Raw genomic sequence first — 22,932 nt, forward strand, 5'->3', positions numbered from 1 at the left:
CAGCGATCAGTGGTGGCCGTGGCCGCTCGTGATCTCCTTGTACTCCTCGACGGTGGGCTTGGGGATCTGGGACTCCTCGCCGTAGTACGCCTCGCTCAGCTTGGCGCGCAGCTTCTGGGAGCCCTTCACCTTGCGCTCGACGCCGTTGTCGTCGACGGTCGCGCCGATCACGGCCGGCTCGTACTGCTCGTGCGCGGTGAGCGTGTGCAGTGCGTCCTGGCTGAGCGGCTCGTGGATCTCGACGAACTCACCGTGCGGCAGGCGCTTGATGATGCCCGACTCGCGGCCGTGCAGCACCTTGTCCCGGTCGCGGCGCTGGAGGCCGAGGCAGACCCGCTTGGTGGCGATGAAGACCAGCACCGGCACCACGAAGAAGCCGACGCGCACGAACCAGGTGATCGAGTTGATCGACAGGTGGAAGTGCGTGGCCCAGATGTCGTTGCCGCCACCGATGAGCAGGACGAAGTACCACGAGATCCACGCGGCACCGAAGGCCGTACGGGTCGGGACGTTGCGCGGGCGGTCCAGGATGTGGTGCTCGCGCTTGTCGCCGGTGACCCAGGACTCGATGAACGGGTAGACCGCGATCGCGACCAGGACCAGCGGGAAGATGATCAGCGGGATGAACACGCCCAGGACGAGCGTGTGGCCCCAGAAGTTGATCTCCCAGCCCGGCATGACACGGATCAGGCCCTCGGAGAAGCCCATGTACCAGTCGGGCTGGGCGCCCGTGGACACCATGTCGGGACGGTACGGGCCCATGGACCAGATCGGGTTGATCGAGGCGATCGCCGCGACGGCCGCGATGACACCGAAGACCAGGAAGAAGAAGCCTCCGGCCTTGGCCATGTAGACCGGCAGCAGCGGCATGCCGACGACGTTGTTGTTCGTCTTTCCGGGACCCGCGAACTGCGTGTGCTTGTGGTAGAAGACCAGGATCAGGTGGCCGACCACCAGGCCGAGCATGATGCCCGGCAGCAGCAGGATGTGGATCGAGTAGAACCGCGCGACGAAGTCGCCGCCCGGGAACTCGCCGCCGAAGAGGAAGAACGACAGGTACGTGCCGACGATCGGCACGGACAGGACCGCGCCCTCCATGAAGCGGACACCGGTGCCGGAGAGCAGGTCGTCCGGGAGCGAGTAACCGGTGAAGCCGGTGAACATGCCCAGGACGAACAGCAGGAAGCCGAACAGCCAGTTGACCTCACGCGGCTTGCGGAACGCGCCCGTGAAGAACACCCGCATCATGTGCACGAACATGGCGGCGAGGAAGATCAGCGCCGCCCAGTGGTGGATCTGACGGATCAGCAGACCACCGCGCACATCGAAGGAGATGTGCATCGTCGAGTTGAACGCCTCCGACATCAGCTGCCCCTGGAGCGGGACATAGCTGCCGTGGTACGTCACCTCGTTCATCGACGGGTGGAAGAACAGCGTCAGATACACACCCGTGAGGATGATGATGATGAAGCTGTAGAGGCAGACCTCGCCCAGCATGAACGACCAGTGGTCGGGGAAGATCTTGCGCATGTTGGACTTGGCCAGGGAGTAGATCCCGAGGCGTCCGTCCGCCCAGTCGGCGATCTTCTCGCCGGCCGGTGCCTTCTCGCGCGAACGCCCCGGCGCGCCAGCGCCTGATGAGCTCGTGGAGTTGGTCGTAGTACTCATCCGCGCTCCCAGAATGCAGGACCGACGGGCTCCTCGAAGTCGCCGAGCGCCTGGAGGTAGCCCTCGTCGCTCACGCCGATGCGCAGCTGCGGCAGGGCGTGACCGGCCGGGCCGAAGATCACTCGGGCACCGTCGGAGAGGTCGAAGGTGGACTGGTGGCACGGGCACAGCACGTGGTGCGTCTGCTGCTCGTACAGGGAGATCGGGCAGCCCACGTGGGTGCAGATCTTCGAGAAGGCGACGATGCCCTCGTGCGCCCACTCCAGCTCGCGCTTGTCCTTGATGTTGGCCGGCTGGAGCCGGACGATCATCAGCGCCGACTTGGCGATCTCGGTCTGGAACTCCTCGTCGGTCTCCTCCAGGCCCTCGGGCTTGGCGAAGGTGAGCGAGCCGACGGCCACGTCCGAGGGACGCAGCGGCAGGTTCGTGTTCATGTTGACGAGCAGCTTGCCCTTGGACCACAGGGTGTGGCGGAGCTTCGTCCCCGGCAGCGGGCCCAGGTCGCGCAGCAGCATGACGCCGGAGAGCGGGAACAGGGCCAGCGCGCCGAACATCGTGTTGCGGATCAGCTTGCGGCGGCCGAGGGCCGACTCCTTGGCACCGTCCTTGAAGTCGGCCATGACCTTGGCCTTGACCTCGGGGGGCGCCTCGATCGCGTGCCGCTCGTCGGCGATCTCCACGTCGGACATCAGGGTGCGGGCCCAGTGGACCGCGCCCGCGCCGATGGTGAAGAGCGCTCCGCCGAGGGTCAGACCCAGCGCGAAGTTGAGCGCGTTGATGTGACCGATCGGGAAGACGAAGATCGCCTTGTCGTGCGGGATCGCCACGTAGGAGGCGATGAACCCGACCGTGAGGAGCATCGACAGGGTGAACAGGAAGGCGACGACGCGCTCGGACCGCTTGGCGGCCCGCTCGTCGATGTCCTGGACACGGTGCTCGTGCGGCGGCAGTCCCGGGTCGGCGAACGGGTCCTGCTCGTCCGCGACCGACACCGCGCCGTGCGCGTCCTGCTCAGCGGGCAGGTTCTCTTCTGGAATGTCTTGGCTACTCATGACTTCTTGGCCTTTGCGGTCCGAGCGGCGACCCAGACGGCTACCGCGATCAGCGCGCCCAGACCGAAGATCCAGGCGAAGAGACCCTCACTGACCGGACCGAGACCACCCAGCTCAAGCCCGCCGGGGCTCTCGGTGTTGTCGCCGTTGACCGCGTTGAGGTACGCGATGATGTCCTTCTTGTTCTTCGACGACAGCGTGGTGTCGGGGAAGGAAGGCATGTTCTGCGGGCCGGTCTGCATGGCCTCGTAGATGTGCTTCGGAGCGACACCCTCGAGGCTCGGCGCGAACTTGCCGTGCGTCAGCGCGCCGCCCTTGCCGGTGAAGTTGTGGCACTGGGCGCAGTTGGTGCGGAACAGCTCGCCACCCTTGGCGATGTCCGAACCGGCGGGCCCGTACTCGTTCTTCGTCGGGATGACCGGGCCGGCGCCCAGCGAGGCGATGTACGCCGCGAGCTGGTCGATCTCGGCCTGGGAGTAGATGACCTTCTTGGCCGGGATCTGAGCACCCGGCTGCTGCGCCGGCATCCGGCCGGTGCCGACCTGGAAGTCGACCGCCGCGGCGCCGACACCCACCAGGCTCGGACCGTCGGAACTGCCCTGACCGCCGGTGCCGTGGCAGCTTGCGCAGCCGACGGCGAACAGCTTCTTGCCCTCGTCGATGGCGAGGGACTGGGCGGACTCGTCGGCCTGCGCCTTGCTCGCGGGCGCGAACGCGGCGTACAGCCCCCAGTTGCCGCCAGCGCGAAGAGTAGGACGACGACCGCCGCCAGCGGATGGCGTCGTCGGGTGGAGAGCTTTTTCACGGATTACCCCGGTGTCAGGATCTTCTGCGTCGATGCTTCTGGAATGTGCGCTTCTTGGCTGCGCGCGGGATCGGGCCCGACTACTTGATCAAGTAGATCGTGGCGAAGAGGCCGATCCAGACGACATCGACGAAGTGCCAGTAGTAGGACACGACGATGGCCGCGGTCGCCTGTTCGTGAGTGAACCTCTTCGCCGCGTAGGTACGTCCGAGGACGAACAGGAAGGCGATGAGGCCGCCCGTCACGTGCATGCCGTGGAACCCGGTGGTCAGGTAGAACACCGAGCCGTACGGGTCGGAGGACAGCGACAGGCCGTCCTTCTTCACCAGCTCCGTGTACTCGAAGATCTGACCGCCGATGAAGATCGCACCCATCACGAACGTGATGATGAACCAGCCCCTGAGCTTCTTCACGTCCCCGCGCTCGGCGGCGAAGACGCCGAGCTGGCAGGTGAGGGAGGAGAGCACCAGGATCGTGGTGTTGGTCGCGGAGAACGGAAGGTTGAGATGGCTCGCCATCTCCTTCCAGTGATCCGGACCGGTCACCGATCGCAGGGTGAAGTACATCGCGAAGAGGGCCGCGAAGAACATCAGCTCGGAACTCAGCCAGATGATGGTTCCGACGCTGGTGAGGTTCGGCCGGTTGACCGACGGGTGCGCGTGCCCGGTTTCTACTGTCGTTGCTGTCGCCACGACCGACATTATGTCGGTCGCTTATCCCGCCCTCACTCCGGGGGGTGCCGTTCGGAGTGTTCGCAGCGTGTGTACTGCCCGTATGGCCCATCGCAGGGGTGTTCCAACAGGTGTTGACGGGGTGTTCAAGGGAGTAGCATCCGCGCAACGGACCTTGGGAGGAAGAATGCAGGCGACCGCCACGGTGCTGGTCTACAGCGATGACTCCAACACCCGCGAGCAGGTACGGCTCGCCGCCGGCAGGCGGCCGGCCGCTGACGTGCCGTTGGTCGAGTTCCTGGAGTGCGCTACGCCCGCGGCGGCTTTGAAGGAGCTGGACCGGGGTGGGATCGACGTCTGTGTGTTCGACGGGGAGTCCTCGCCGATGGGGGGCATGGGGTTGTGCCGCCAGGTGAAGGACGAGGTCTTCAACTGCCCGCCGGTGCTGGTGCTGATCGGGCGGCCGCAGGATGCGTGGCTCGCCACGTGGAGCCGTGCTGAGGCCGCGGTGACCCTTCCGGTGGATCCCGTTGAGTTCGCGGCCTCTCTTGCCTCTCTGCTGCGTCAGAAGCGGGCGTTGAGCGCCTAGCGAGTCTTGAGCGCCTAGTGGGGTGGGGCGCGAGTCTCGTGGCGACTGCGGGCCGGCTGTGGCTGGTCGCGCAGTTCCCCGCGCCCCTGGGTGGGTTGCCCCTGGGTGGGTTGCCCCTGGGTGAGTCACGCTGACTCGGGGCGCAAACGTGCCGCGTCTTCCGGCCTGGGACCGTCCGGCGTTCCGCCCACCAGTGCGCTGCCACCCCGCCAGTTCTTCCAGCCGAGGTTCCAGTCGCCGTAGCCGTTGCCGAAGGGTTCCATCTCGTCGCCGTTCGAGTTGATGACCTTGACGACGTCGCCCTCGTGGACGGTGTCGAAGAACCACTCGGCGTTGCTGGTGCTCATGCCGGTGCAGCCGTGGCTGACGTTCTCGGAGCCCTGGGAGCCCACCGACCAGGGGGCGGCGTGGACGTACTCGCCGCTCCAGGTGACGCGGGTCGCGTAGTACACGGGGAGGTCGTACGAGTCCGAGGAGCCCTCGGAGATGCCGACGGTGGTTCCGCGCATCCGTACGAAGTACTCCTTGCCCAGTACGACCTTGACGCCGTTTCGGGTCTCGAAGCCGGGCTTGCCGGTGGTGACGGGGATCTCGTTGATCTCCTCGCCGTTCTTGTAGACCGTCATCTCGTGGGACGCGGCGTCCGTCACGGCGACGATCTTGTCGCCGGTGGTGAGCTTGAGGCCCTTTGAACTGCCGCCCCACAGGCGGTCGCTGATCTTCACGCCGTCGAGGTCGCTGCGCACCTGGACGGTGGCGTGGGCGGGCCAGTAGTCCTTGGGGCGGTAGTGGAGTTCCTTGTCGTCCACCCAGTGCCAGGCGCCCTCGACGGCGGGTACGGAGTCCACCCTGAGGGCGCGTTCCACGATGGCCCGCTGCGCCTTGTCCTTGACGGGCATGTTCAGTTCGGCGGTGACCGGCTGGCCGACGCCGTACTTGCCCGCGTCGGGACCGAACTTCACGGTGAGGCTCTTCTTTGCGGTCGGCTTGCTGGTGTCGAAGGTGAGGACCTTGCGGCCGGGGGCGCCGTCCTCGTCCTCCGTGCTCACGCTGACCGTGTAGTGGGCGTTGGCGGCCAGCGGGGAGGTGCTGTGCCAGCGAGTGCCGTCGGCGGCGAGTTCGCCCGTGACGTAGCGTCCCGTGGCGTCCACGGCGGTGACGTCCGTGATGCGGCCGTCGTCACCGGAGGCGGTGACGGCCAGAGGCTTGTCGGGGTCGACCTTCTTGCCCTTGCCGGACGGACCGTTGAAGGAGATCTGCCCCGCCGCGTCGTACGGCTTGGCCGACAGCGGGTTGCCGCCGTCGGACCCGCAGGCGGTGACGCCCGCGCCGAGGGAGATCACCAGCAGAGTGCAGCTGACGACGGTGCGGGTGCGCGGAGAGTGGTTCATGGGGTCACGCTATGAAGCTTCGTCAGCCCCGGCGCGGTGAGTAACCCGGACGAGGGACCGGCGTTGCGGCAAAAGCACGAGCCCGGACCCTCCTGACGGAGTGTCCGGGCTCGCGAGTGCTCCGCGCGTGCTACTGGGTGCGGTCTTCACCGCGGTAGTACTCGAAGACCCAGCCGTACAGGCCGATCATGATGATCGGGGCGGAGAAGTACAGCAGCCACCAGCCGATCGCGATCGACAGGAAGGCCAGTGCGCCACCGACACCGAGGGCGAGGGGCTGCCAGCTGTGCGGGCTGAAGAAGCCCACCTCGCCGGCCTCGTCCGCGACGTCGGCCTCCTTGTTGTCCTGCGCGAGCGTGTCGATCCGCCGGGCCGTGAAGCCCAGGTAGAAGCCGACCATGATGCACAGGCCGAAGGCCATGAAGAGGGCCGTGGTACCGGCCGCCTCCTTGGACCAGACGCCGTAGACGATCGCCGTGGCGAGCACGAAGACGGCCAGCCACATGAACATCCTGCCCTGGACCTTCACTTGCCCGCCTCCTTGCCGCCAGTGAGGGCCTTGTCACCGTGATGCGCGTTCTCGAGCTGGTCGAGGGCGGCGATCTCCGGGTGGTGCAGGTCGAACGCCGGGGATTCGCTGCGGATCCGCGGCAGGGTGAGGAAGTTGTGCCGCGGCGGCGGGCAGGACGTCGCCCACTCGAGCGAACGGCCGTAGCCCCACGGGTCGTCGACCTCGACCTTCTTGCCGTACTTCGCCGTCTTCCACACGTTGTAGAGGAACGGCAGGATCGACAGGCCGAGCAGGAAGGAGCTGATCGTCGAGATCGTGTTCAGGGCGGTGAAGCCGTCGGCCGCGAGATAGTCCGCGTAACGACGGGGCATGCCCTCGGCACCCAGCCAGTGCTGGACCAGGAAGGTGCCATGGAAGCCGATGAACAGCGTCCAGAAGGTGATCTTGCCGAGGCGCTCGTCGAGCATCTTGCCGGTCATCTTCGGCCACCAGAAGTGGAAGCCGGAGAACATCGCGAACACGACCGTGCCGAAGACCACGTAGTGGAAGTGGGCGACGACGAAGTACGAGTCCGAGACGTGGAAGTCCATCGGCGGCGAGGCCAGGATGACACCGGTCAGACCACCGAAGGTGAAGGTGATCAGGAAGCCGGTGGCCCAGAGCATCGGGGTCTCGAAGGACAGGGACCCCTTCCACATCGTTCCGATCCAGTTGAAGAACTTCACGCCTGTTGGCACGGCGATGAGGAACGTCATGAAGGAGAAGAACGGGAGGAGCACTCCGCCGGTGACGTACATGTGGTGGGCCCACACGGTCACGGACAGACCGGCGATGGAGATCGTGGCCGCGACCAGTCCCATGTAGCCGAACATCGGCTTGCGGGAGAAGACCGGGATGACCTCGGAGATGATGCCGAAGAACGGCAGCGCGATGATGTACACCTCTGGATGGCCGAAGAACCAGAAGAGGTGTTGCCACAGCAACGCACCGCCGTTTGCCGCGTCGAAGACATGTGCCCCGAATTTCCGATCCGCCTCCAGCGCGAAGAGCGCGGCGGCGAGGACCGGGAAGGCCAGCAGAACGAGTACGGCGGTCAGCAGCACGTTCCACACGAAGATCGGCATGCGGAACATCGTCATGCCCGGTGCGCGCATGCAGATGATCGTGGTGATGAAGTTGACCGCGCCGAGGATCGTGCCGAAGCCGGAGAAGGCCAGACCCATGATCCACATGTCGGCGCCGATGCCCGGCGAACGGACCGCGTCCGACAGCGGGGAGTACGCGAACCAGCCGAAGTCCGCCGCGCCCTGCGGGGTGAGGAAGCCACCCACCGCGATGGTCGAGCCGAAGAGATACAGCCAGTAGGCGAACATGTTCAGCCGCGGGAACGCCACGTCGGGCGCGCCGATCTGCAGCGGCATGATCCAGTTCGTGAAACCGGCGAACAGCGGCGTCGCGAACATCAGCAGCATGATCGTGCCGTGCATCGTGAACGCCTGGTTGAACTGCTCGTTCGACAGGATCTGCAGACCCGGCCGGGCCAGCTCGGCGCGCATCAGCAGCGCCATGACGCCGCCGATCAGGAAGAACGCGAACGACGTGACCAGATACAGCGTGCCGATCGTCTTGTGGTCGGTGGTGGTGAGCCACTTGATCACGACGTTACCGGGTTGCTTGCGCCTTACCGGCAGCTCGTCCGCGTAGTGGGACTCTGCTGCCGCGGCACCCTGAGGTTCGTTGAGGATGCTCACAGGTTGTTCGTCTCCCGGTTCTTCTCGTGGCTCGTCTGCGCGATGCCAGCGGGGATGTAACCGGTCTGCCCCTTCTTGGCGAGGTCCTTGAGGTGCTGCTGGTAAACCTCCGGCGAGACGACCTTCACGTTGAACAGCATCCGGGAGTGGTCGACACCGCAGAGCTCGGCGCACTTGCCGAGGTAGGTGCCCTCCTTGTTGGGAGTCACCTGGAAGGCGTTGGTGTGGCCCGGGACGACGTCCATCTTCATCAGGAACGGCACCACCCAGAAGTCGTGGATGACGTCACGTGAGGTGAGGACGAAGCGGACCGTCTCGCCCTTGGGGAGCCAGAGGGTCGGACCAGGGTTGCCCGTCTGCTGGTTCTTCGTGGCGGGCGTACCGACGTCGTAGACTCCGCCGGCGTTCGCCGGGAACTCCTTCTTGAACCGGTCCGGAATCGCGGCCAGGTTCTTGTCGGTCGTCGCGTCGCCGCTGACACCGTCGACGTTCTCGATGTAGTTGAAGCCCCAGCTCCACTGGAAGCCCACGACGTTGACCGTCACGTCGGGCTTCTTGTCGAGGCTCAGGAGCTTCGTCTCGTCGCGGGCGGTGAAGTAGAACAACACCGAGACGATGATGAGCGGAACAACCGTGTACAGCGCCTCAATAGGCATGTTGTACCGGGTCTGCGGGGGGATCTCGACCTTGGTGCGGCTGCGCCGGTGGAACACGACGCTCCACATGATCAGGCCCCACACCAGGATGCCGACGGCGAGCGCGGCGGCCCAGGACCCCTGCCAGAGGGAGAGGATCCGCGGACCCTCTTCCGTGGTCGGGGTGGGGAAACCAAGGCGAGGAAAGTCCTTGGATGTGCAACCGGTCGCGGTCGCCAGGACCAGGCCCGCAGTCATTGCCTGCAGCAGCTTCCGCCGCATCGGGCGCCGCGGCGAGCGGTCGGAGCCGTTGGGACTCACGTAGCGCCTTCCCGAGAGTCTCGCCCGCGCGGATTGGCTGCGGCCTGCCTTCACGCGGGTCGGTCGCCGCCCTGCGTCGGGCAGGGGTTTGGATGTTTATGCGGACCAAACCCTAGCCGACGCCCTCCGGGGGTTCGCGGGGAGGGTGGCATACGCGTCGCCCGTTACTCCTTGCGCCTAATAGCTCGGGGGTTCAGGTGATTTGGGCGGGTGCGGGGTGCGTTGTGGTTGCTCGCGCCCCGCGGCGGAGCCGCTATGTCACAGTCTCGCGCCCCTTTGTAGCTCCCCCTCGTTTTAACGTTGCCGTGTGTCCTACTTCGATGCCGCCTCGTCCGCTCCCCTTCATCCAGTAGCCCAGCAAGCCTTGTTGGCGGCTCTCGACGACGGGTGGGCCGATCCCGCTCGGCTCTACAGAGAGGGACGCAAAGCCCGATTGCTGCTGGACGCTGCCCGCGAGGCCGCAGCCGAAGCTGTGGGATGCCGGGCCGACGAACTCGTCTTCACGTCCTCCGGGACGCGGGCCGTACACACGGGAATCGCGGGGGCATTGGCGGGGCGGCGGCGCGTCGGGCGTCACCTGATCGTGTCAGCGGTTGAACACTCTTCCGTGCTCCATTCGGCCGAGGCACTGGTCGCGGAGGGCGGTTCGTCCACCGAGGTGCCCGTGGACCGTACGGGCGCGGTGAGCGTGGCGGCCTACGCCGACTCCCTCCGCTCGGACACCGCCCTGGCCTGTCTCCAGTCGGCCAACCACGAGGTGGGGACCCTCCAGCCGGTCGCCGAGGTGGCCGAGGCGTGCCGGGCGGTCGGGGTGCCGTTGCTGGTCGACGCGGCCCAGTCGCTGGGCTGGGGCCCGGTGGAGGGCCCGTGGTCGCTGCTCACGGCGAGCGCGCACAAGTGGGGCGGCCCGGCCGGCGTCGGCCTGCTGGCGGTCCGCAAGGGCGCGCGCTTCGCGCCCCAACACCCCGTCGACGAACGGGAGTCGGGCCGCGCCCCCGGCTTCGAGAACATCCCCGCCGTGGTGGCCGCGGCCGCCTCGCTCCGCGCCGTCCGCACAGAGGCGGCCCAGGAGGCGCTACGGCTGCGGGAACTGACGGAGCGGATCCGGACCCGGGTGCCGCGGCTGGTGCCGGGCGTGGATGTGGTCGGCGATCCGGTGCGGCGGCTGCCCGGGATCGTCACCTTCTCCTGTCTCTATGTCGATGGAGAGACCCTCCTCCACGAACTGGACCGCGCCGGTTTCTCCGTCTCCTCCGGTTCGTCCTGCACAAGCAGCACGCTGACGCCCAGCCATGTCCTCAAGGCGATGGGCGTACTGAGTGAGGGGAATGTGCGGGTGTCGTTGCCACGGGGGGCGACGGAGAAGGACGTCGAACGCTTCCTCGCCGTGTTGCCGGGGGCGGTCGCGGAAGTACGGGAGAAGCTGGGAGCGCAGGCGCCGATGACGGCCGTAGAAGAGGACATCCTCGTCGTGGACGCCCTCGGCAAGCGCTGCCCGATCCCGGTGATCGAACTGGCGAAAGTCATCGGCGATGTGCCGATCGGCGGCACGGTCAAGGTCCTGTCCGACGACGAGGCGGCACGCTTGGACATCCCGGCATGGTGCGAGATGCGGGCTCAGGAGTACATCGGCGAGGAAAAGGCGGACCAGGGCACGGCGTACTTGATCCGCCGAGCAACCTGAACGCCCCTTTTTTAGGGGCGCGGGGAACTGCGCGACCAGCCCCCACGCACCCGCAGACGAAAAATCAGCCCAGATGCCCCCGCACCTCAGCCGCAGCATCATGCCCATACGCCTTGGTGAACCGGTCCATGAAGTGCACCCGCCGCAGCTGGTACTCCTGCGTACCCACCGTCTCGATGACGAGCGTCGCCAGCATGCAACCGACCTGCGCCGCCCGCTCCAACGAAACCCCCCACGCCAGCCCCGAGAGGAACCCCGCCCGGAACGCGTCGCCGACACCCGTGGGGTCGGCCTTCCGCTCCTCCTCCGCGCAGCCGACCTCGATCGGGTCCATACCGACGCGCTCGATACGAACGCCGCGCGAGCCGAGCGTGGTCACCCGGTGCCCGACCTTCGCCAGGATCTCCTCGTCGCTCCAGCCGGTCTTGGACTCGATGAGCCCCTTCTCGTACTCGTTGGAGAAGAGGTACGCCGAGCCGTCCAGCAGGATGCGGATGTCGTCGCCGTCCATGCGCGCGATCTGCTGGGAGAAGTCCGCGGCGAACGGGATGGAACGGGTACGGCACTCCTCCGTGTGGCGGAGCATCGCCTCGGGGTCGTCCGCGCCGATGAGGACCAGGTCGAGGCCGCCCACGCGGTCGGCGACGGTCTTCAGCTCGATCTGCCGGGCCTCGCTCATCGCGCCGGTGTAGAAGGAGCCGATCTGGTTGTGGTCGGCGTCGGTGGTGCACACGAAGCGGGCGGTGTGCAGCGTCTCGGAGATACGCACCGAGCCGGTGTCGACGCCGTGCCGGTCGAGCCAGTCCCGGTACTCGGCGAAGTCGGAGCCGGCGGCCCCGACCAGGATCGGCGCGGTGCCGAGCTGGCCCATGCCGAACGCGATGTTGGCGCCGACACCGCCCCGGCGTACGTCGAGGTTGTCGACCAGGAAGGAGAGCGACACCGTGTGCAGCTGGTCCGCGACCAGCTGGTCGGCGAAGCGGCCGGGGAAGGTCATGAGGTGGTCGGTGGCGATGGAGCCGGTGACTGCGATGCGCACGGCGAGGACTCTCCTGAGGGAGGCTGCGTTGACACTTCACGCTACCCGGTCCGCGCTACGGCTCTGAAGCGGCCAAAACTACCCGATAGTAGATCTTTCTTCGCGAGGTCGAGCGTGCCTACGGTGCCGCTATGACGAACCTCAAGGTCGACGGCCCCGTTCCGGCCCATGTTCCGGTTCACGTTCCGGTCCATCTCGAAGGCGAGGGCGAGGCCGATCTCGCGTCGCTGCGCGGTGACTGCGCGCGGATGGTTCCGCACTGGACGGTTCCCGACCGGATCGCCTCCCTCCCGGTGTCCCCGTCGCTCATCCACGGGGTGACGGTGCCGTCGGCGTCGGCCCGCCTGCTGGACGGCATGGCGGAGTACGGCGACTGAGCGGAGTCGTTCAGCAGGATCGGCGCGCTCGGGGGAACCGCGCGCTCCCCCGCTGCGTCCCATCGCTGTCCCCCGTAAAGGGGATGCGGGATACGACCCTTCCGCCTGCCCCTTTGACAGGGCCGGGTCAGGGTCAAGGGACAGTTGCGCAGCCGAAGGAGCGATGCGGTGAACACCGAGCGACCCGACAACGACGACACGTCCGGCACGTCCGGTGACGTGCGGGGCGTGGGGGACGCCGCGAAGGGCTCCGCCAAGGGGCCCGAGGTCGATGGCAGCGGGGCCGGCGGGGAAGTGACCGGTGGCGAAACCGGCCGTAGGGAAAAGCCCGGTTCTACGGCGCCCGGCGCGGAGGCCGGTCGCAGCGAGCCGGACGAGACGGGGTCCACGGCATCCGGCGTAGAAGCTGGCCCCTCGGAAGCGGCGGAAGAAGTCGCGCCGGCGGGGTCGGACACGGAGGCCGAGCGGCCGGAAGATGCTGAACTCGCGGCATCCGACGCCGAGGCGGACGACCGGCCGGAAGCCACCGACCCAACACCCCCCGAACCCGCCCACCCGGAGCAGCCCGTCTCCACCGCAGACACCGACACCGAACTCTCCCTGCACGACCACTCCCCCGAAACCGATGACGACCGGCGCCCCACCCGATCCAGGTCCCCCCTCGTCATCGCCTCCGTCGCCGCCGCCGTACTGCTCGTCGGAGGGGGCGGGGCGTATCTCGCCTCGTCCTCGTCCACTTCCGGCGGTTCGGGGGAAGGGACGGGATCCGCGGCGTCCGGTGCCGACGGGACTCCGCCGCCGCTCGCGCTCGACGGGTATTCCTCCGGGGGTACGAGTGGGATCGCGTCCGGGGAGCCGAATCCGTACGGGGAGACGTACCGGGCCGTGGGGAGTCTGCCCGGCGGGCCGGACTCCGCCGCCGTGTACGCGCCGGAGGGTGAGGTGAGCAAGGACGCGGTGAGCCGGCTCGCCAGGGCGCTCGGGGTCGTGGGGACGCCGGTCGCCGAGGGGCAGCTCTGGAAGGTGGGCGGGCAGGACGGTACCGGGCCCAGCCTGCAGGTGAACAAGGCCGCGCCGGGCATGTGGACGTTCAGCCGCTACGCACCCGGCACCGACGACTGCACCGGCAGCACCACGTGCCGGAAGGACCCCGCCGCTCCCACGGTCGACCCGGTGAGTGTCGCCGTCGCGAAGAAGGCCGCCGCCCCGATCCTCAAGGCCGTCGGCCAGGACGACGCGAAGGTCGACGCGAGCCAACTCATGGGCGCGCAGCGGGTGGTGAACGCCCAGCCGGTGATCGGCGGGCTGCCGACGTACGGGTGGACCACCGGGCTGACCGTCAGCGCCCAGGGTGAAGTGGTCGGCGGGAGCGGGGACTTGGCGGCGCCGATGAAGGGTGACGTCTATCCCGTGCTGAGTGCCCAGAAGACGCTGGACCTGATGAACGCGGCGCCGAAGACCGACCACCGCATGGGCATCGGCGGCTGCGCCAGCCCCGTACCGCTGAAGGACCGGCTTGAGGCGCCCTGCGGACAGTCCACCGATGCCGCCTCCGCTTCCGCCACGCCCACGCAGGCGTCGACCACCGTCGAGCACGCGGTGTTCGGGCTCGCCGTGCACTCCGTGGACGGGCGGCAGACGCTGGTGCCGTCCTGGCTGTTCGAGGCGCGGCAGCCGGGCGGGCAGGACAGCTTCACGCTGACGTATCCGGCGATCGACCCGAAGTATCTGGCCTCGGCCAACACGCCTACCCCTACGGCGAGTTCGACGTCCACCGCGAAGCCGCACGACGTCAAGGCCGACGGTTACACGGCCGACGGGAAGAGCCTCACCGTGGCCTTCACCGGCGGGGTGTGCGCGGACTACAAGGTGTCGGCCGTGGAGAGTTCGGACAAGGTGACGGTCACGGTGACCGACACGCCCTGGCCCAACAAGATCTGCGTCATGATCGCCAAGATCTACCACCAGACCGTGCAGCTGAAGGCGCCGCTCGGTGACAGGGCCGTCGTGGGGCCGGACGGCACGAAGATCCCGGTGGAGAAGAGGGTGGAGGTCGGGGCAGGCCCCTCACTGGCCCGGTAGCAAAGGCCGGTAGTCACCGGCCCGGTAGCCACGACCGCGCGGGCGGTGGAAAAGCCCGAAGGCGGCGGCCCTGTCGGAGGGGGCCGCCGCCTTCGCTCTGCTCAATCTGCGCAATCCGCTCGATCGCCCAACGGGGCACGAGTGGGTTTAGCTGAACGAGTCGCCACAGGCGCAGGAGCCCGTCGCGTTCGGGTTGTCGATCGTGAAGCCCTGCTTCTCGATGGTGTCGACGAAGTCGATGGAGGCGCCGCCCAGGTACGGGGCGCTCATGCGGTCGGTGACGACCTTGACACCGCCGAAGTCCTTGACGACGTCGCCGTCCAGGGAGCGCTCGTCGAAGAAGAGCTGGTAACGCAGGCCGGAGCAGCCGCCGGGCTGGACGGCGACACGCAGGGCCAGATCCTCACGGCCTTCCTGGTCGAGCAGGGCCTTGACCTTCGCCGCGGCGGCGTCGGACAGAAGGATGCCGTCGGTGACGGTGCTGGTCTCGTCCGATACGGACATCTACATCTCTCCCGGGTTGTACGGAGACTGCTTGCCGACATTTCAACCGGCGTGGCCGCGGATTCATTCCGGGCCGGGTGGCGTTCTTTTCGCCTGTATCTCTTCTGCTCTCTCATCCATGCTCGCACACACCCGCAAGGCCCCTCACCGGGCGCGTACCGGGATTGATGTCACATCGACGTTATGGGCATCGTCAAACTGACGTGAAGAAGTTATGATAGATAACGTCAATTCGACGAAAAGGGCCGTCCTCCAACAGACCGGCCCAGCCCGCAGAACAGAAAGGGTGCGTGTCGTGACCACCGCCCAGACCCAGGAGCTCGACGTTCAGCCGACGCCCCTCGCCCTGCTCCTGCTCGGCCGTGAGGCCGACCCGAGCAGCGAGCGCGGCGTCGAGTGCCCCGGCGACCTGCCCTCGCCCTCCGACCCCGACCTGGTCGAGCGGGCCCGCGCGGCCAAGGAGAAACTCGGCGACAAGGTCTTCGTGCTCGGCCATCACTACCAGCGCGACGAGGTCATCCAGTTCGCCGACGTCACGGGCGACTCCTTCAAGCTGGCCCGGGACGCGGCCGCGCGCCCGGAGGCCGAGTACATCGTGTTCTGCGGTGTGCACTTCATGGCGGAGTCCGCGGACATCCTGACCGGCGACGACCAGAAGGTCGTCCTCCCCGATCTCGCCGCCGGCTGCTCGATGGCCGACATGGCCACCGCCGAGCAGGTCGCCGAGTGCTGGGACGTGCTGACCGAGGCCGGCGTGGCCGAGCAGGTCGTGCCCGTGTCGTACATGAACTCGTCCGCCGACATCAAGGCGTTCACGGGCAAGCACGGCGGCACGATCTGTACGTCGTCGAACGCCGAGCGGGCCCTGAACTGGGCCTTCGAGCAGGGCGAGAAGGTCCTGTTCCTCCCCGACCAGCACCTGGGTCGCAACACCGCCGTCCGCGACCTGGGCATGAGCCTCGAAGACTGCGTGCTCTACAACCCGCACAAGCCCAACGGGGGCCTCACCGCCCAGCAGTTGAGGGCCGCGAAGATGATCCTGTGGCGCGGCCACTGCTCGGTGCACGGCCGCTTCTCGCTGGAGTCGGTGGAGGACGTACGGGCCCGGATCCCGGGCGTCAACGTCCTCGTCCACCCCGAGTGCAAGAACGAGGTCGTGGCCGCGGCGGACTACGTCGGGTCAACGGAGTACATCATCAAGGCACTTGAGGCGGCCCCGGCCGGTTCGAAGTGGGCCATAGGCACCGAGCTGAATCTCGTACGACGGCTCGCGAACCGTTTCGCCCCCGAGGGCAAGGAGATCGTCTTCCTCGACAAGACGGTCTGCTTCTGCTCGACCATGAACCGCATCGACCTCCCCCACCTGGTCTGGACCCTGGAGTCCCTCGCCGAGGGCAACCTGGTCAACCGCATCGAGGTGGACAAGGAGACGGAGGCGTTCGCCAAGCTGGCGCTGGAGCGGATGCTGGCGCTGCCGTAGCTCTGCCGGGTTACTCCACCCGCGGCCGGACCAGGCCCGACTCGTAGGCGATGACGACGAGTTGGGCCCGGTCGCGGGCGCCGAGTTTGGACATGGCGCGGTTGACGTGGGTCTTCACCGTCAGGGGGCTGACCTCCAGGCGTTCGGCGATCTCGTCGTTCGAGAGGCCGCCGGCGACCTGGACGAGGACCTCGCGCTCGCGGACGGTGAGGGCTTCGAGGCGTTCGGCTCGGGCCGGGTCGCGGTCCTCGTCCAGGTCGCCCTGGGCGAGGAAGCGGGCGATCAGGCCCTTGGTCGCCACGGGGGACAGCAGGGCCTCTCCCGCCGCCGCGACCCTGATGGCACTCAGGAGTTCCTCCGGCTCAGAGCCTTTCCCGAGGAAGCCGGACGCGCCCGCGCGCAGGGACTGGACCACGTAGTCGTCGACCTCGAAGGTCGTCAGTATGACCACGCGGACGTGGGCCAGGGACGGGTCCGCGCTGATCATGCGGGTCGCGGCGAGGCCGTCCGTGCCGGGCATCCGGATGTCCATCAGCACGACGTCGGCCCGCTCCTCCTTCGCCAGCCGTACGGCCTGTGCGCCGTCCGAGGCCTCTCCTACGACCTCCATGTCGGGCTCCGAGTCGACGAGTACGCGGAAGGCGCTGCGCAGCAGGGCCTGGTCGTCGGCGAGCAGGACACGGATCGTCGTCATACGGGGTCCCCCGAGGCGCGTGGGCGGGTCTTGACCGGCAGGATCGCATGCACGCGGAAGCCGCCTCCGTAGCGGGGACCGGTGGTGAGGGTGCCGCGCAGGGCGGTGACGCGCTCGCGCATGCCGAGCAGGCCGTGGCCGCCGCCGGAATCGGGGTCGTGGTCCTCCCCGGAGCCGTTGTCGAGGACGGTGACCTCCACGTTCGGGCCCACCCGTACGACACTCACCTCGGCCTTCGCCTCCGTGCCGGCGTGTTTCTGCACGTTGGTGAGGGCTTCCTGGATGACGCGGTAGGCGGCGAGGTCGACGGCGGCGGGGAGGGTGGTGCCGTTGTCGGCGCGGGCGACCTCCACCTGGAGGCCGGCGTTGCGGAAGGTGCCGGCGAGTTCTTCGAGGCGGTCGAGGCCCGGGGCCGGTTCGGTGGGGGCCTCGGGGTCGCCGGACTGGCGCAACAGGCCGACGGTGGCCCGGAGTTCGTTGAGCGCGGAGCGGCTGGCCTCGCGGACGTGCGCGAGCGCTTCCTTGGCCTGGTCCGGGCGTTTGTCCATGACGTGCGCGGCGACCCCGGCCTGCACGTTGACCAGGGCGATGTGGTGCGCGACCACGTCGTGCAGGTCACGGGCGATGCGGAGCCGTTCCTCGGCGACCCTGCGGCGGGCCTCCTCCTCGCGGGTGCGTTCGGCCCGTTCCGCGCGCTCGCGTATGGCGTGCACGAATTCCTTACGGCTGCGTACGGCGTCGCCGGCGGCGGCCGCCATGCCGGTCCAGGCGAAGATGCCGAGGTTCTCCTGGGCGTACCACGGGAGGGGGCCGCCGAGCATCGCGGCGCCGGTCAGCACCGTCATCGTGAGCAGGGCGACGCGCCAGGTCGTCGAGCGGTCGGTGGTGACGGCGACGGTGAACAGCGCGACCACCGCCGACATCGCGACCGGGGCGCGCGGGTCGCTGGTGACGCTCTCGATGAGGGAGGCGGTCGCGGTGACGGCGAGCACCAGCATGGGCGCGCGACGGCGTTTGACCAGCGCGGCGGCGCCGACCGCCATCAGGATCAGGCTGAGGGGGGCGGGGGTGCGGAGGCCCCAGCTCACGCCGTTGTCCCCGTGGGGGTCCACGAAGGATCCGGCGATCATGCACACGAGCACCGCGGCGGCGAGGGCCGCGTCCAGGGCGGAGGGGTGCGCCTTCGCTTGGCAGCGGGCGCGGTCCAAGGTGCTCATTCTGGCAACGGTACGGGGTCCCTGCCGGGGGCGGAACGGGGGTCAGCTGTACGTTCGCTGTGCCTGTGCGGGGTGTTGGGGCGGGCGTACCTGGGGGCTGCGCCCCCAGGCCCCCGCTTCGGCCTGAACGGCCTCGTCCTCAAACGCCGGACGGGCTGATGGTACCGACCGGCGCTGAAAGGGAGCCCGCCCCGGAACTACCCCGGGATCAAGCCGTCGTCGCTCAGCAGGTCCCGAACTTCGTCCAGGGTTGCGTCCTCGGCCGGGAGGATCAGTTCCGATGGTTCCAGGGAGTCGTCCGGCAAGGGCTCACCGAGTTCTCGGACCTTCGCCAGGAGGGCATGGAGGGTTCGGCGGAAGGCTGGGCCGTCGCCGTTCTGGACCTCCGTGAGGAGGATGGTGTCCAACTTGTTCAGCTCGGTGAGGTGGCTGTCGGCCAGCCTCACCTGCCCCTCCCCCATGATCCGTACGATCATGTCGCCCTCCTCAGGCGTGGGCTACTGCTTGTCGAAACGCGGGGTGTCCTGCGGCTGCGACGAGGACGGTGACTGGGACTGGTCCTTGCCGCCTTCGATCGCCTGCTGGGAAGCAGAAGAACCGCCGGCCAGCTCCGCCTTCATGCGCTGGAGTTCCAGCTCTACATCCGTACCACCGGACAGGCGTTCCAGCTCGGCCTGGATGTCGTCCTTGGCCATGCCGGTCGGGTCGTCCAGGGCGCCGGAGGCGAGGAGCTCGTCGATCGCGCCGGCGCGGGCCTGGAGCTGCTGGGTCTTGTCCTCGGCACGCTGGATGGCAAGCCCGACATCGCCCATCTCCTCGGAGATGCCGCTGAAGGCCTCCCCGATCCGGGTCTGCGCCTGGGCCGCCGTGTACGTGGCCTTGATGGTCTCCTTCTTCGTACGGAAGGCGTCCACCTTGGCCTGGAGGCGCTGGGCCGCGAGGGTGAGCTTCTCCTCCTCGCCCTGGAGCGTGGTGTGCTGCGTCTCCAGGTCCGTCACCTGCTGCTGGAGCGCGGCCCGGCGCGAGAGCGCCTCGCGGGCCAGGTCCTCGCGGCCGAGGGCGAGCGCCTTGCGGCCCTGGTCCTCCAGCTTCGAGGACTGCGACTGCAGCTGGTTGAGCTGGAGCTCCAGACGCTTGCGGGAGGTGGCGACGTCGGCCACTCCCCTGCGTACCTTCTGAAGCAGCTCCAGCTGCTTCTGGTACGAGTAATCGAGGGTTTCGCGCGGGTCCTCGGCCCGGTCAAGGGCCTTGTTCGCCTTCGCGCGGAAGATCATCCCCATACGCTTCATGACACCGCTCATGGGCTTCGCGCGCCCCCTTCTGACGGACTCCAGCTCCAGCGACTGCAACAGAACCCACAGTACGGGCCCTGCATCTATTACCGCACTGTTCGGGGACGGATGCGCTCATCCCCAAGGACGACTGAGCCCGGTTCCGATCCGGCGTAAGGAGTAGGTGCTCCCCTGGCAGGACCCGTCCCTGACGTCCTTCTCTGTCCCCCTACAGACGAGCGGTGTTGCCGGATCGTTCCCCACAGGGCTGGGGTCCAACCCCATTCACCCCTTACCCTTGGGTTTTGTGTTCCGTAGCCGCGCCAAGGAAGAGAAGGCAGCGCCCACCGACAAGGTGCCGCTGACCGACTCCACGATGCCCCGAGACCCTCAGGCCCCGAAGGGTCGGCCCACGCCCAAGCGTAGTGAGTCCCAGACTCAGCGCCGCAGCGTCGCCAACACCTCGATGACGCGCAAGGACGCCTCCAAGCGCCAGCGCGACGAGCGGCGCACGGCGATGGAGAGGCAGCGCCAGGCGCTCTCCGGCCGGGGCAACGAGCGGGATCTGCCCCTCCGTGACCGGGGCCCGATCCGCAAGTTCGGGCGTGACTACATCGACTCGCGCATCAACATCGCCGAGTTCTTCCTGCCGCTGGCCGTGGTGATCCTCGTGCTCAGCGTGGTGCAGATCCCCGCGCTGCAGAACATCGCGCTGCTGCTGTGGCTCGTGGTGATCATCCTGATCGTGGTCGACTCCTTCTGGAGCGTGTTCCGGCTGCGCAAGCTGCTCGCCGAGCGCTTCCCGGGCCAGAACACCAAGGGCACGGTCTGGTACTCCATGATGCGCTCCCTCCAGATGCGTCGACTCCGGCTGCCGAAGCCGCAGGTCAAGCGCGGAGAGCGGCCCTGAGCGCGGACTCCTTCTCCGGGGGCGCGGCCGATGCCTGGCTGAGCAGGCTGGGCGGGCTGCGGGATGTCGTACGACAGGAGCTGGTGGCCCGGCAGCTCGACGAGCAGATAGCCGGCCGGTATCCAGTCGGCCAGCGGCTGCGGGTGCTCGACGTCGGGATGGGCCAGGGCACGCAGGCGCTGCGGCTGGCCCGGGCCGGGCATCAGGTGACCGGGGTCGAACAGGAACCGAAGATGGTCGCCGCGGCCCGCGCGGCCCTGTCCGGCGAGCCCGAGGGCATCCGGGAGCGGGTGCGGATCATCGAGGGTGACGGCCGGGACACGGGCGTGCACTTCCTGCCGGGCAGTTTCGACGTCGTGCTCTGTCATGGCGTACTCATGTACGTGTCCGAGCCCGATCCGCTGCTCGCCGGTCTCGCCCGGATGCTGGCGCCGGGCGGGCTGCTGTCGCTGCTCGTGCGGAACGCCGACGCGCTGGCCATGCGGCCCGGGCTCTCCTGGGACTGGACGGGCGCGCTGGGCGCGTTCGACTCGACCGCGTACCGCAACCGGCTGGGCCTCGATGTGCGGGCCGACCGGCTCGGCACCCTGACGGCCACGCTCGCGGGGATCGGGGCGCCGTTGCAGGCCTGGTACGGCGTGCGGGTCTTCACCGACACCGCTCCGGAGGGCGTGGAGATCCCGGCGGACGTCGAGTCGCTGCTGGCCGCCGAGGAGCGGGCCGGGCGGACGGATCCGTACCGGGCGGTGGCCGCGCTGCTGCATCTGTGCGGCGTGCGGGGCTGAGCACGCCCCCGGTGGAGGACGCGTCAGGGGCCCGTTCGGGTCAGCAGTACGGGCCGGACATTCACCCCAAAGAGACACTCGCGGTATGGACTCCTCCCGTACCCGCACCCCCTGCCGTGCCCTGCGGCCGGTCGCTCTGCTCGCCGGTCTCGCCTGTTCGCTCGCGCTGGTCGCCGGGTGTGCAGGTGCCGGGTCCTCGTCGAAGAAGGACACCTCCACCGCGCAGGCAGCGCAGGCCGCCGTACCGATGGCGAGTGACGACCTGCAGAGCGACTACCTGAAGGTGATCAAGGAGGTCCTGCCGTCGGTCGTGCAGATCCAGGCCAGCAGCGATCTGGGGTCGGGGGTCGTGTACGACGACCAGGGGCACATCGTCACCAACGCGCACGTCGTCGGGGACGAGAAGACCTTCAAGGTGACCACCGCGAACAGCGAGGACGTGCTCACCGCCAAGCTCGTCTACTCGTACCCCGAGCAGGACCTCGCCGTCGTCAAGCTGGACAAGGTGCCGGACGGGCTGAAGGCGGCGACCTTCGCGGACTCCTCCAAGGTCGAGGTGGGGCAGATCGTCCTCGCCATGGGCTCGCCGCTGGGACTGTCGTCCAGCGTGACGCAGGGCATCGTGTCGGCGACCGGACGGACCGTCAGCGAGGGCAGTACCGGGGGCGGTACGGGCGCGACCATCGCCAACATGGTGCAGACCTCGGCCGCGATCAACCCCGGCAACAGCGGGGGCGCGCTGGTGAATCTGAACGGGCAGGTCATCGGCATCCCGACCCTCGCAGCGACCGACCCGAACTTTGGGGGCGGTGCCGCGCCCGGTATCGGCTTCGCGATCCCGTCCTCGATGGTGAAGACGGTCGCCGACCAGATCGTCAAGGACGGCAAGGTCACCGACTCGGGACGGGCGGCCCTCGGCATCACCGGGCGTACGGTCGTCGACGACAGTTACCAAGCCGCCGGGGTCGCCGTGGTCGAGGTGAAGAGCGGTGGGGCGGCCGACAAGGCCGGTATCCAGGCGGGCGACATCATCACGAAGCTCGGTGACACGGGTATCACCACGATCACCTCGTTGTCGGAGGCGCTGGCGTCCGACAAGCCGGGGCAGAAGACGTCGGTGACGTACTCGCGGAACGGGGCGTCGAAGAAGGTCGATGTGACGCTGGGCGAGCAGTAGCCCGGCTCGGTTCGACTCAGGAATGGAGTGGGGCGGCCGGAGAAGCACCGGCCGCCCCCACCCGCTTGGTCTACGACGGTGACGCGTCCTCGGCGTGCAGGCTCATCGGGCCGTAGATCTGTGTGCCGTCCTCGAAGAGGAACACCTGGTCGGCGCCGCCCGCGACGAGGTCTTTCCAGATCTCGCCGAGCCAGGACTCCGCGTCGCCCTGTGTGGTGAACTCCTCCGGCGTGACCGCGGGTTCGACCTCGGTCCCGTCGGACTTTTCGAACCGCCAGATCCATGCCGCCATGTACGCCTCCCGAGGCTTAGCGTATG

The 22,932-nt window shown here is 68.1% G+C and carries 22 protein-coding genes and 1 pseudogene; 8 read left to right on the forward strand and 15 right to left on the reverse strand.

Annotated elements, in window-relative coordinates; genetic code table 11:
• Positions 1-6: 6 nt before the first annotated feature.
• The 4 genes and pseudogenes from R2B38_RS09485 to R2B38_RS09500 form a co-directional block, all read right to left on the reverse strand.
• On the reverse strand, positions 7-1,668 hold the full coding sequence (locus R2B38_RS09485; RefSeq protein ID WP_318015824.1) for a cytochrome bc complex cytochrome b subunit: 1,662 nt from the start codon (positions 1,666-1,668) through the stop codon (positions 7-9).
• Positions 1,665-2,720 carry a ubiquinol-cytochrome c reductase iron-sulfur subunit gene (locus R2B38_RS09490; protein WP_318015825.1) on the reverse strand — a complete coding sequence of 352 codons (1,056 nt, stop codon included), beginning with the start codon at positions 2,718-2,720 and terminating at the stop codon, positions 1,665-1,667. Before R2B38_RS09490 ends, R2B38_RS09485 begins: the two co-directional genes overlap by 4 nt.
• A pseudogene (locus R2B38_RS09495) lies at positions 2,717-3,525 on the reverse strand (c-type cytochrome). Before R2B38_RS09495 ends, R2B38_RS09490 begins: the two are co-directional and overlap by 4 nt.
• Positions 3,526-3,605: 80 nt before the next feature.
• Positions 3,606-4,226 carry a heme-copper oxidase subunit III gene (locus tag R2B38_RS09500; RefSeq protein WP_019067823.1) on the reverse strand — a complete coding sequence of 207 codons (621 nt, stop codon included), beginning with the start codon at positions 4,224-4,226 and terminating at the stop codon, positions 3,606-3,608.
• A gap of 157 nt (positions 4,227-4,383) precedes the next feature.
• On the opposite strand from R2B38_RS09500, the gene R2B38_RS09505 reads away from it, so the two are divergent.
• On the forward strand, positions 4,384-4,785 hold the full coding sequence (locus R2B38_RS09505; RefSeq protein WP_318015826.1) for a hypothetical protein: 402 nt from the start codon (positions 4,384-4,386) through the stop codon (positions 4,783-4,785).
• A gap of 125 nt (positions 4,786-4,910) precedes the next feature.
• On the opposite strand, the gene R2B38_RS09510 is transcribed toward R2B38_RS09505, so the two are convergent.
• The 4 genes from R2B38_RS09510 to coxB all read right to left on the reverse strand — a co-directional run bounded on the left by R2B38_RS09510 (position 4,911) and on the right by coxB (position 9,394).
• Positions 4,911-6,176, reverse strand: coding sequence for an Ig-like domain-containing protein (locus R2B38_RS09510; protein WP_318015827.1), 1,266 nt, complete (start codon positions 6,174-6,176; stop codon positions 4,911-4,913).
• A gap of 130 nt (positions 6,177-6,306) precedes the next feature.
• Positions 6,307-6,705, reverse strand: coding sequence for a cytochrome c oxidase subunit 4 (locus R2B38_RS09515; protein WP_033284401.1), 399 nt, complete (start codon positions 6,703-6,705; stop codon positions 6,307-6,309).
• Complete coding sequence (gene ctaD, locus R2B38_RS09520; RefSeq protein WP_318015828.1) at positions 6,702-8,438, reverse strand: cytochrome c oxidase subunit I; 1,737 nt, start codon at positions 8,436-8,438, stop codon at positions 6,702-6,704. The genes R2B38_RS09515 and ctaD overlap by 4 nt, the downstream gene beginning before the upstream one ends.
• On the reverse strand, positions 8,435-9,394 hold the full coding sequence (coxB, locus tag R2B38_RS09525; protein WP_318015829.1) for a cytochrome c oxidase subunit II: 960 nt from the start codon (positions 9,392-9,394) through the stop codon (positions 8,435-8,437). The genes ctaD and coxB overlap by 4 nt, the downstream gene beginning before the upstream one ends.
• A 307-nt stretch (positions 9,395-9,701) precedes the next feature.
• On the opposite strand from coxB, the gene R2B38_RS09530 reads away from it, so the two are divergent.
• On the forward strand, positions 9,702-11,078 hold the full coding sequence (locus R2B38_RS09530) for a cysteine desulfurase/sulfurtransferase TusA family protein (protein WP_318015830.1): 1,377 nt from the start codon (positions 9,702-9,704) through the stop codon (positions 11,076-11,078).
• Between the two features lie 64 nt (positions 11,079-11,142).
• On the opposite strand, the gene R2B38_RS09535 is transcribed toward R2B38_RS09530, so the two are convergent.
• Positions 11,143-12,117, reverse strand: a complete 975-nt coding sequence (locus R2B38_RS09535; protein WP_033284152.1) for a carbohydrate kinase family protein — start codon at positions 12,115-12,117, stop codon at positions 11,143-11,145.
• A 131-nt stretch (positions 12,118-12,248) separates the two neighbouring features.
• On the opposite strand from R2B38_RS09535, the gene R2B38_RS09540 reads away from it, so the two are divergent.
• Both R2B38_RS09540 and R2B38_RS09545 read left to right on the forward strand, forming a co-directional pair.
• Positions 12,249-12,494, forward strand: coding sequence for a hypothetical protein (locus tag R2B38_RS09540; protein ID WP_318015831.1), 246 nt, complete (start codon positions 12,249-12,251; stop codon positions 12,492-12,494).
• 168 nt (positions 12,495-12,662) lie between these two features.
• Complete coding sequence (locus R2B38_RS09545) at positions 12,663-14,576, forward strand: hypothetical protein (protein ID WP_318015832.1); 1,914 nt, start codon at positions 12,663-12,665, stop codon at positions 14,574-14,576.
• 147 nt (positions 14,577-14,723) lie between these two features.
• On the opposite strand, the gene R2B38_RS09550 is transcribed toward R2B38_RS09545, so the two are convergent.
• Positions 14,724-15,080, reverse strand: a complete 357-nt coding sequence (locus R2B38_RS09550) for an iron-sulfur cluster assembly accessory protein (protein WP_019065032.1) — start codon at positions 15,078-15,080, stop codon at positions 14,724-14,726.
• A 295-nt stretch (positions 15,081-15,375) separates the two neighbouring features.
• Here R2B38_RS09550 and nadA point away from each other — a divergent pair, with 295 nt between their 5' ends.
• Positions 15,376-16,560: a quinolinate synthase NadA gene (gene nadA / locus R2B38_RS09555; RefSeq protein WP_318015833.1), complete on the forward strand. Its 1,185-nt coding sequence runs from the start codon at positions 15,376-15,378 to the stop codon at positions 16,558-16,560.
• A 10-nt stretch (positions 16,561-16,570) separates the two neighbouring features.
• On the opposite strand, the gene R2B38_RS09560 is transcribed toward nadA, so the two are convergent.
• The 4 genes from R2B38_RS09560 to R2B38_RS09575 form a co-directional block, all read right to left on the reverse strand.
• Positions 16,571-17,254, reverse strand: a complete 684-nt coding sequence (locus R2B38_RS09560) for a response regulator (protein ID WP_262062966.1) — start codon at positions 17,252-17,254, stop codon at positions 16,571-16,573.
• Positions 17,251-18,471 (reverse strand): sensor histidine kinase, encoded by a 1,221-nt coding sequence (locus tag R2B38_RS09565; RefSeq protein ID WP_318015834.1) that lies wholly within the window; start codon positions 18,469-18,471, stop codon positions 17,251-17,253. The genes R2B38_RS09560 and R2B38_RS09565 overlap by 4 nt, the downstream gene beginning before the upstream one ends.
• Positions 18,472-18,668: 197 nt before the next feature.
• Entirely contained in the window at positions 18,669-18,947 is a 279-nt protein-coding gene (pspAA, locus tag R2B38_RS09570) for a PspA-associated protein PspAA (protein ID WP_318015835.1), read from the reverse strand.
• A gap of 21 nt (positions 18,948-18,968) precedes the next feature.
• Complete coding sequence (locus tag R2B38_RS09575; protein ID WP_318015836.1) at positions 18,969-19,772, reverse strand: PspA/IM30 family protein; 804 nt, start codon at positions 19,770-19,772, stop codon at positions 18,969-18,971.
• A 325-nt stretch (positions 19,773-20,097) separates the two neighbouring features.
• On the opposite strand from R2B38_RS09575, the gene R2B38_RS09580 reads away from it, so the two are divergent.
• The 3 genes from R2B38_RS09580 (at position 20,098) to R2B38_RS09590 (ending at position 22,614) form a co-directional block, all read left to right on the forward strand.
• Positions 20,098-20,652, forward strand: coding sequence for a DUF3043 domain-containing protein (locus R2B38_RS09580; RefSeq protein WP_318021626.1), 555 nt, complete (start codon positions 20,098-20,100; stop codon positions 20,650-20,652).
• Between the two features lie 83 nt (positions 20,653-20,735).
• Complete coding sequence (locus R2B38_RS09585; protein ID WP_318015837.1) at positions 20,736-21,437, forward strand: class I SAM-dependent methyltransferase; 702 nt, start codon at positions 20,736-20,738, stop codon at positions 21,435-21,437.
• Positions 21,438-21,522: 85 nt separating this feature from the next.
• The gene (locus R2B38_RS09590) at positions 21,523-22,614 is read left to right on the forward strand and encodes a S1C family serine protease (protein WP_318015838.1); all 1,092 of its coding nucleotides are present in this window, start codon (positions 21,523-21,525) and stop codon (positions 22,612-22,614) included.
• Positions 22,615-22,684: 70 nt separating this feature from the next.
• On the opposite strand, the gene R2B38_RS09595 is transcribed toward R2B38_RS09590, so the two are convergent.
• Positions 22,685-22,906, reverse strand: a complete 222-nt coding sequence (locus R2B38_RS09595) for a hypothetical protein (RefSeq protein ID WP_318015839.1) — start codon at positions 22,904-22,906, stop codon at positions 22,685-22,687.
• Positions 22,907-22,932: the final 26 nt, after the last annotated feature.

The sequence above is a fragment of the Streptomyces sp. N50 genome (assembly GCF_033335955.1).
Taxonomy (GTDB): Bacteria; Actinomycetota; Actinomycetes; order Streptomycetales; family Streptomycetaceae; genus Streptomyces.

Excerpts from the sequence above, each read along its gene's own strand:
- R2B38_RS09485 (WP_318015824.1), bottom strand. The coding sequence starts at position 1,668 with ATGAGTACTACGACCAACTCCACGAGCTCATCAGGCGCTGGCGCGCCG.
- R2B38_RS09490 (WP_318015825.1), bottom strand. The coding sequence starts at position 2,720 with ATGAGTAGCCAAGACATTCCAGAAGAGAACCTGCCCGCTGAGCAGGAC.
- R2B38_RS09500 (WP_019067823.1), bottom strand. The coding sequence starts at position 4,226 with ATGTCGGTCGTGGCGACAGCAACGACAGTAGAAACCGGGCACGCGCAC.
- R2B38_RS09505 (WP_318015826.1), top strand. The coding sequence starts at position 4,384 with ATGCAGGCGACCGCCACGGTGCTGGTCTACAGCGATGACTCCAACACC.
- R2B38_RS09510 (WP_318015827.1), bottom strand. The coding sequence starts at position 6,176 with ATGAACCACTCTCCGCGCACCCGCACCGTCGTCAGCTGCACTCTGCTG.
- R2B38_RS09540 (WP_318015831.1), top strand. The coding sequence starts at position 12,249 with ATGACGAACCTCAAGGTCGACGGCCCCGTTCCGGCCCATGTTCCGGTT.
- R2B38_RS09550 (WP_019065032.1), bottom strand. The coding sequence starts at position 15,080 with ATGTCCGTATCGGACGAGACCAGCACCGTCACCGACGGCATCCTTCTG.
- R2B38_RS09560 (WP_262062966.1), bottom strand. The coding sequence starts at position 17,254 with ATGACGACGATCCGTGTCCTGCTCGCCGACGACCAGGCCCTGCTGCGC.
- R2B38_RS09565 (WP_318015834.1), bottom strand. The coding sequence starts at position 18,471 with ATGAGCACCTTGGACCGCGCCCGCTGCCAAGCGAAGGCGCACCCCTCC.
- pspAA (WP_318015835.1), bottom strand. The coding sequence starts at position 18,947 with ATGATCGTACGGATCATGGGGGAGGGGCAGGTGAGGCTGGCCGACAGC.
- R2B38_RS09575 (WP_318015836.1), bottom strand. The coding sequence starts at position 19,772 with ATGAGCGGTGTCATGAAGCGTATGGGGATGATCTTCCGCGCGAAGGCG.
- R2B38_RS09590 (WP_318015838.1), top strand. The coding sequence starts at position 21,523 with ATGGACTCCTCCCGTACCCGCACCCCCTGCCGTGCCCTGCGGCCGGTC.
- R2B38_RS09595 (WP_318015839.1), bottom strand. The coding sequence starts at position 22,906 with ATGGCGGCATGGATCTGGCGGTTCGAAAAGTCCGACGGGACCGAGGTC.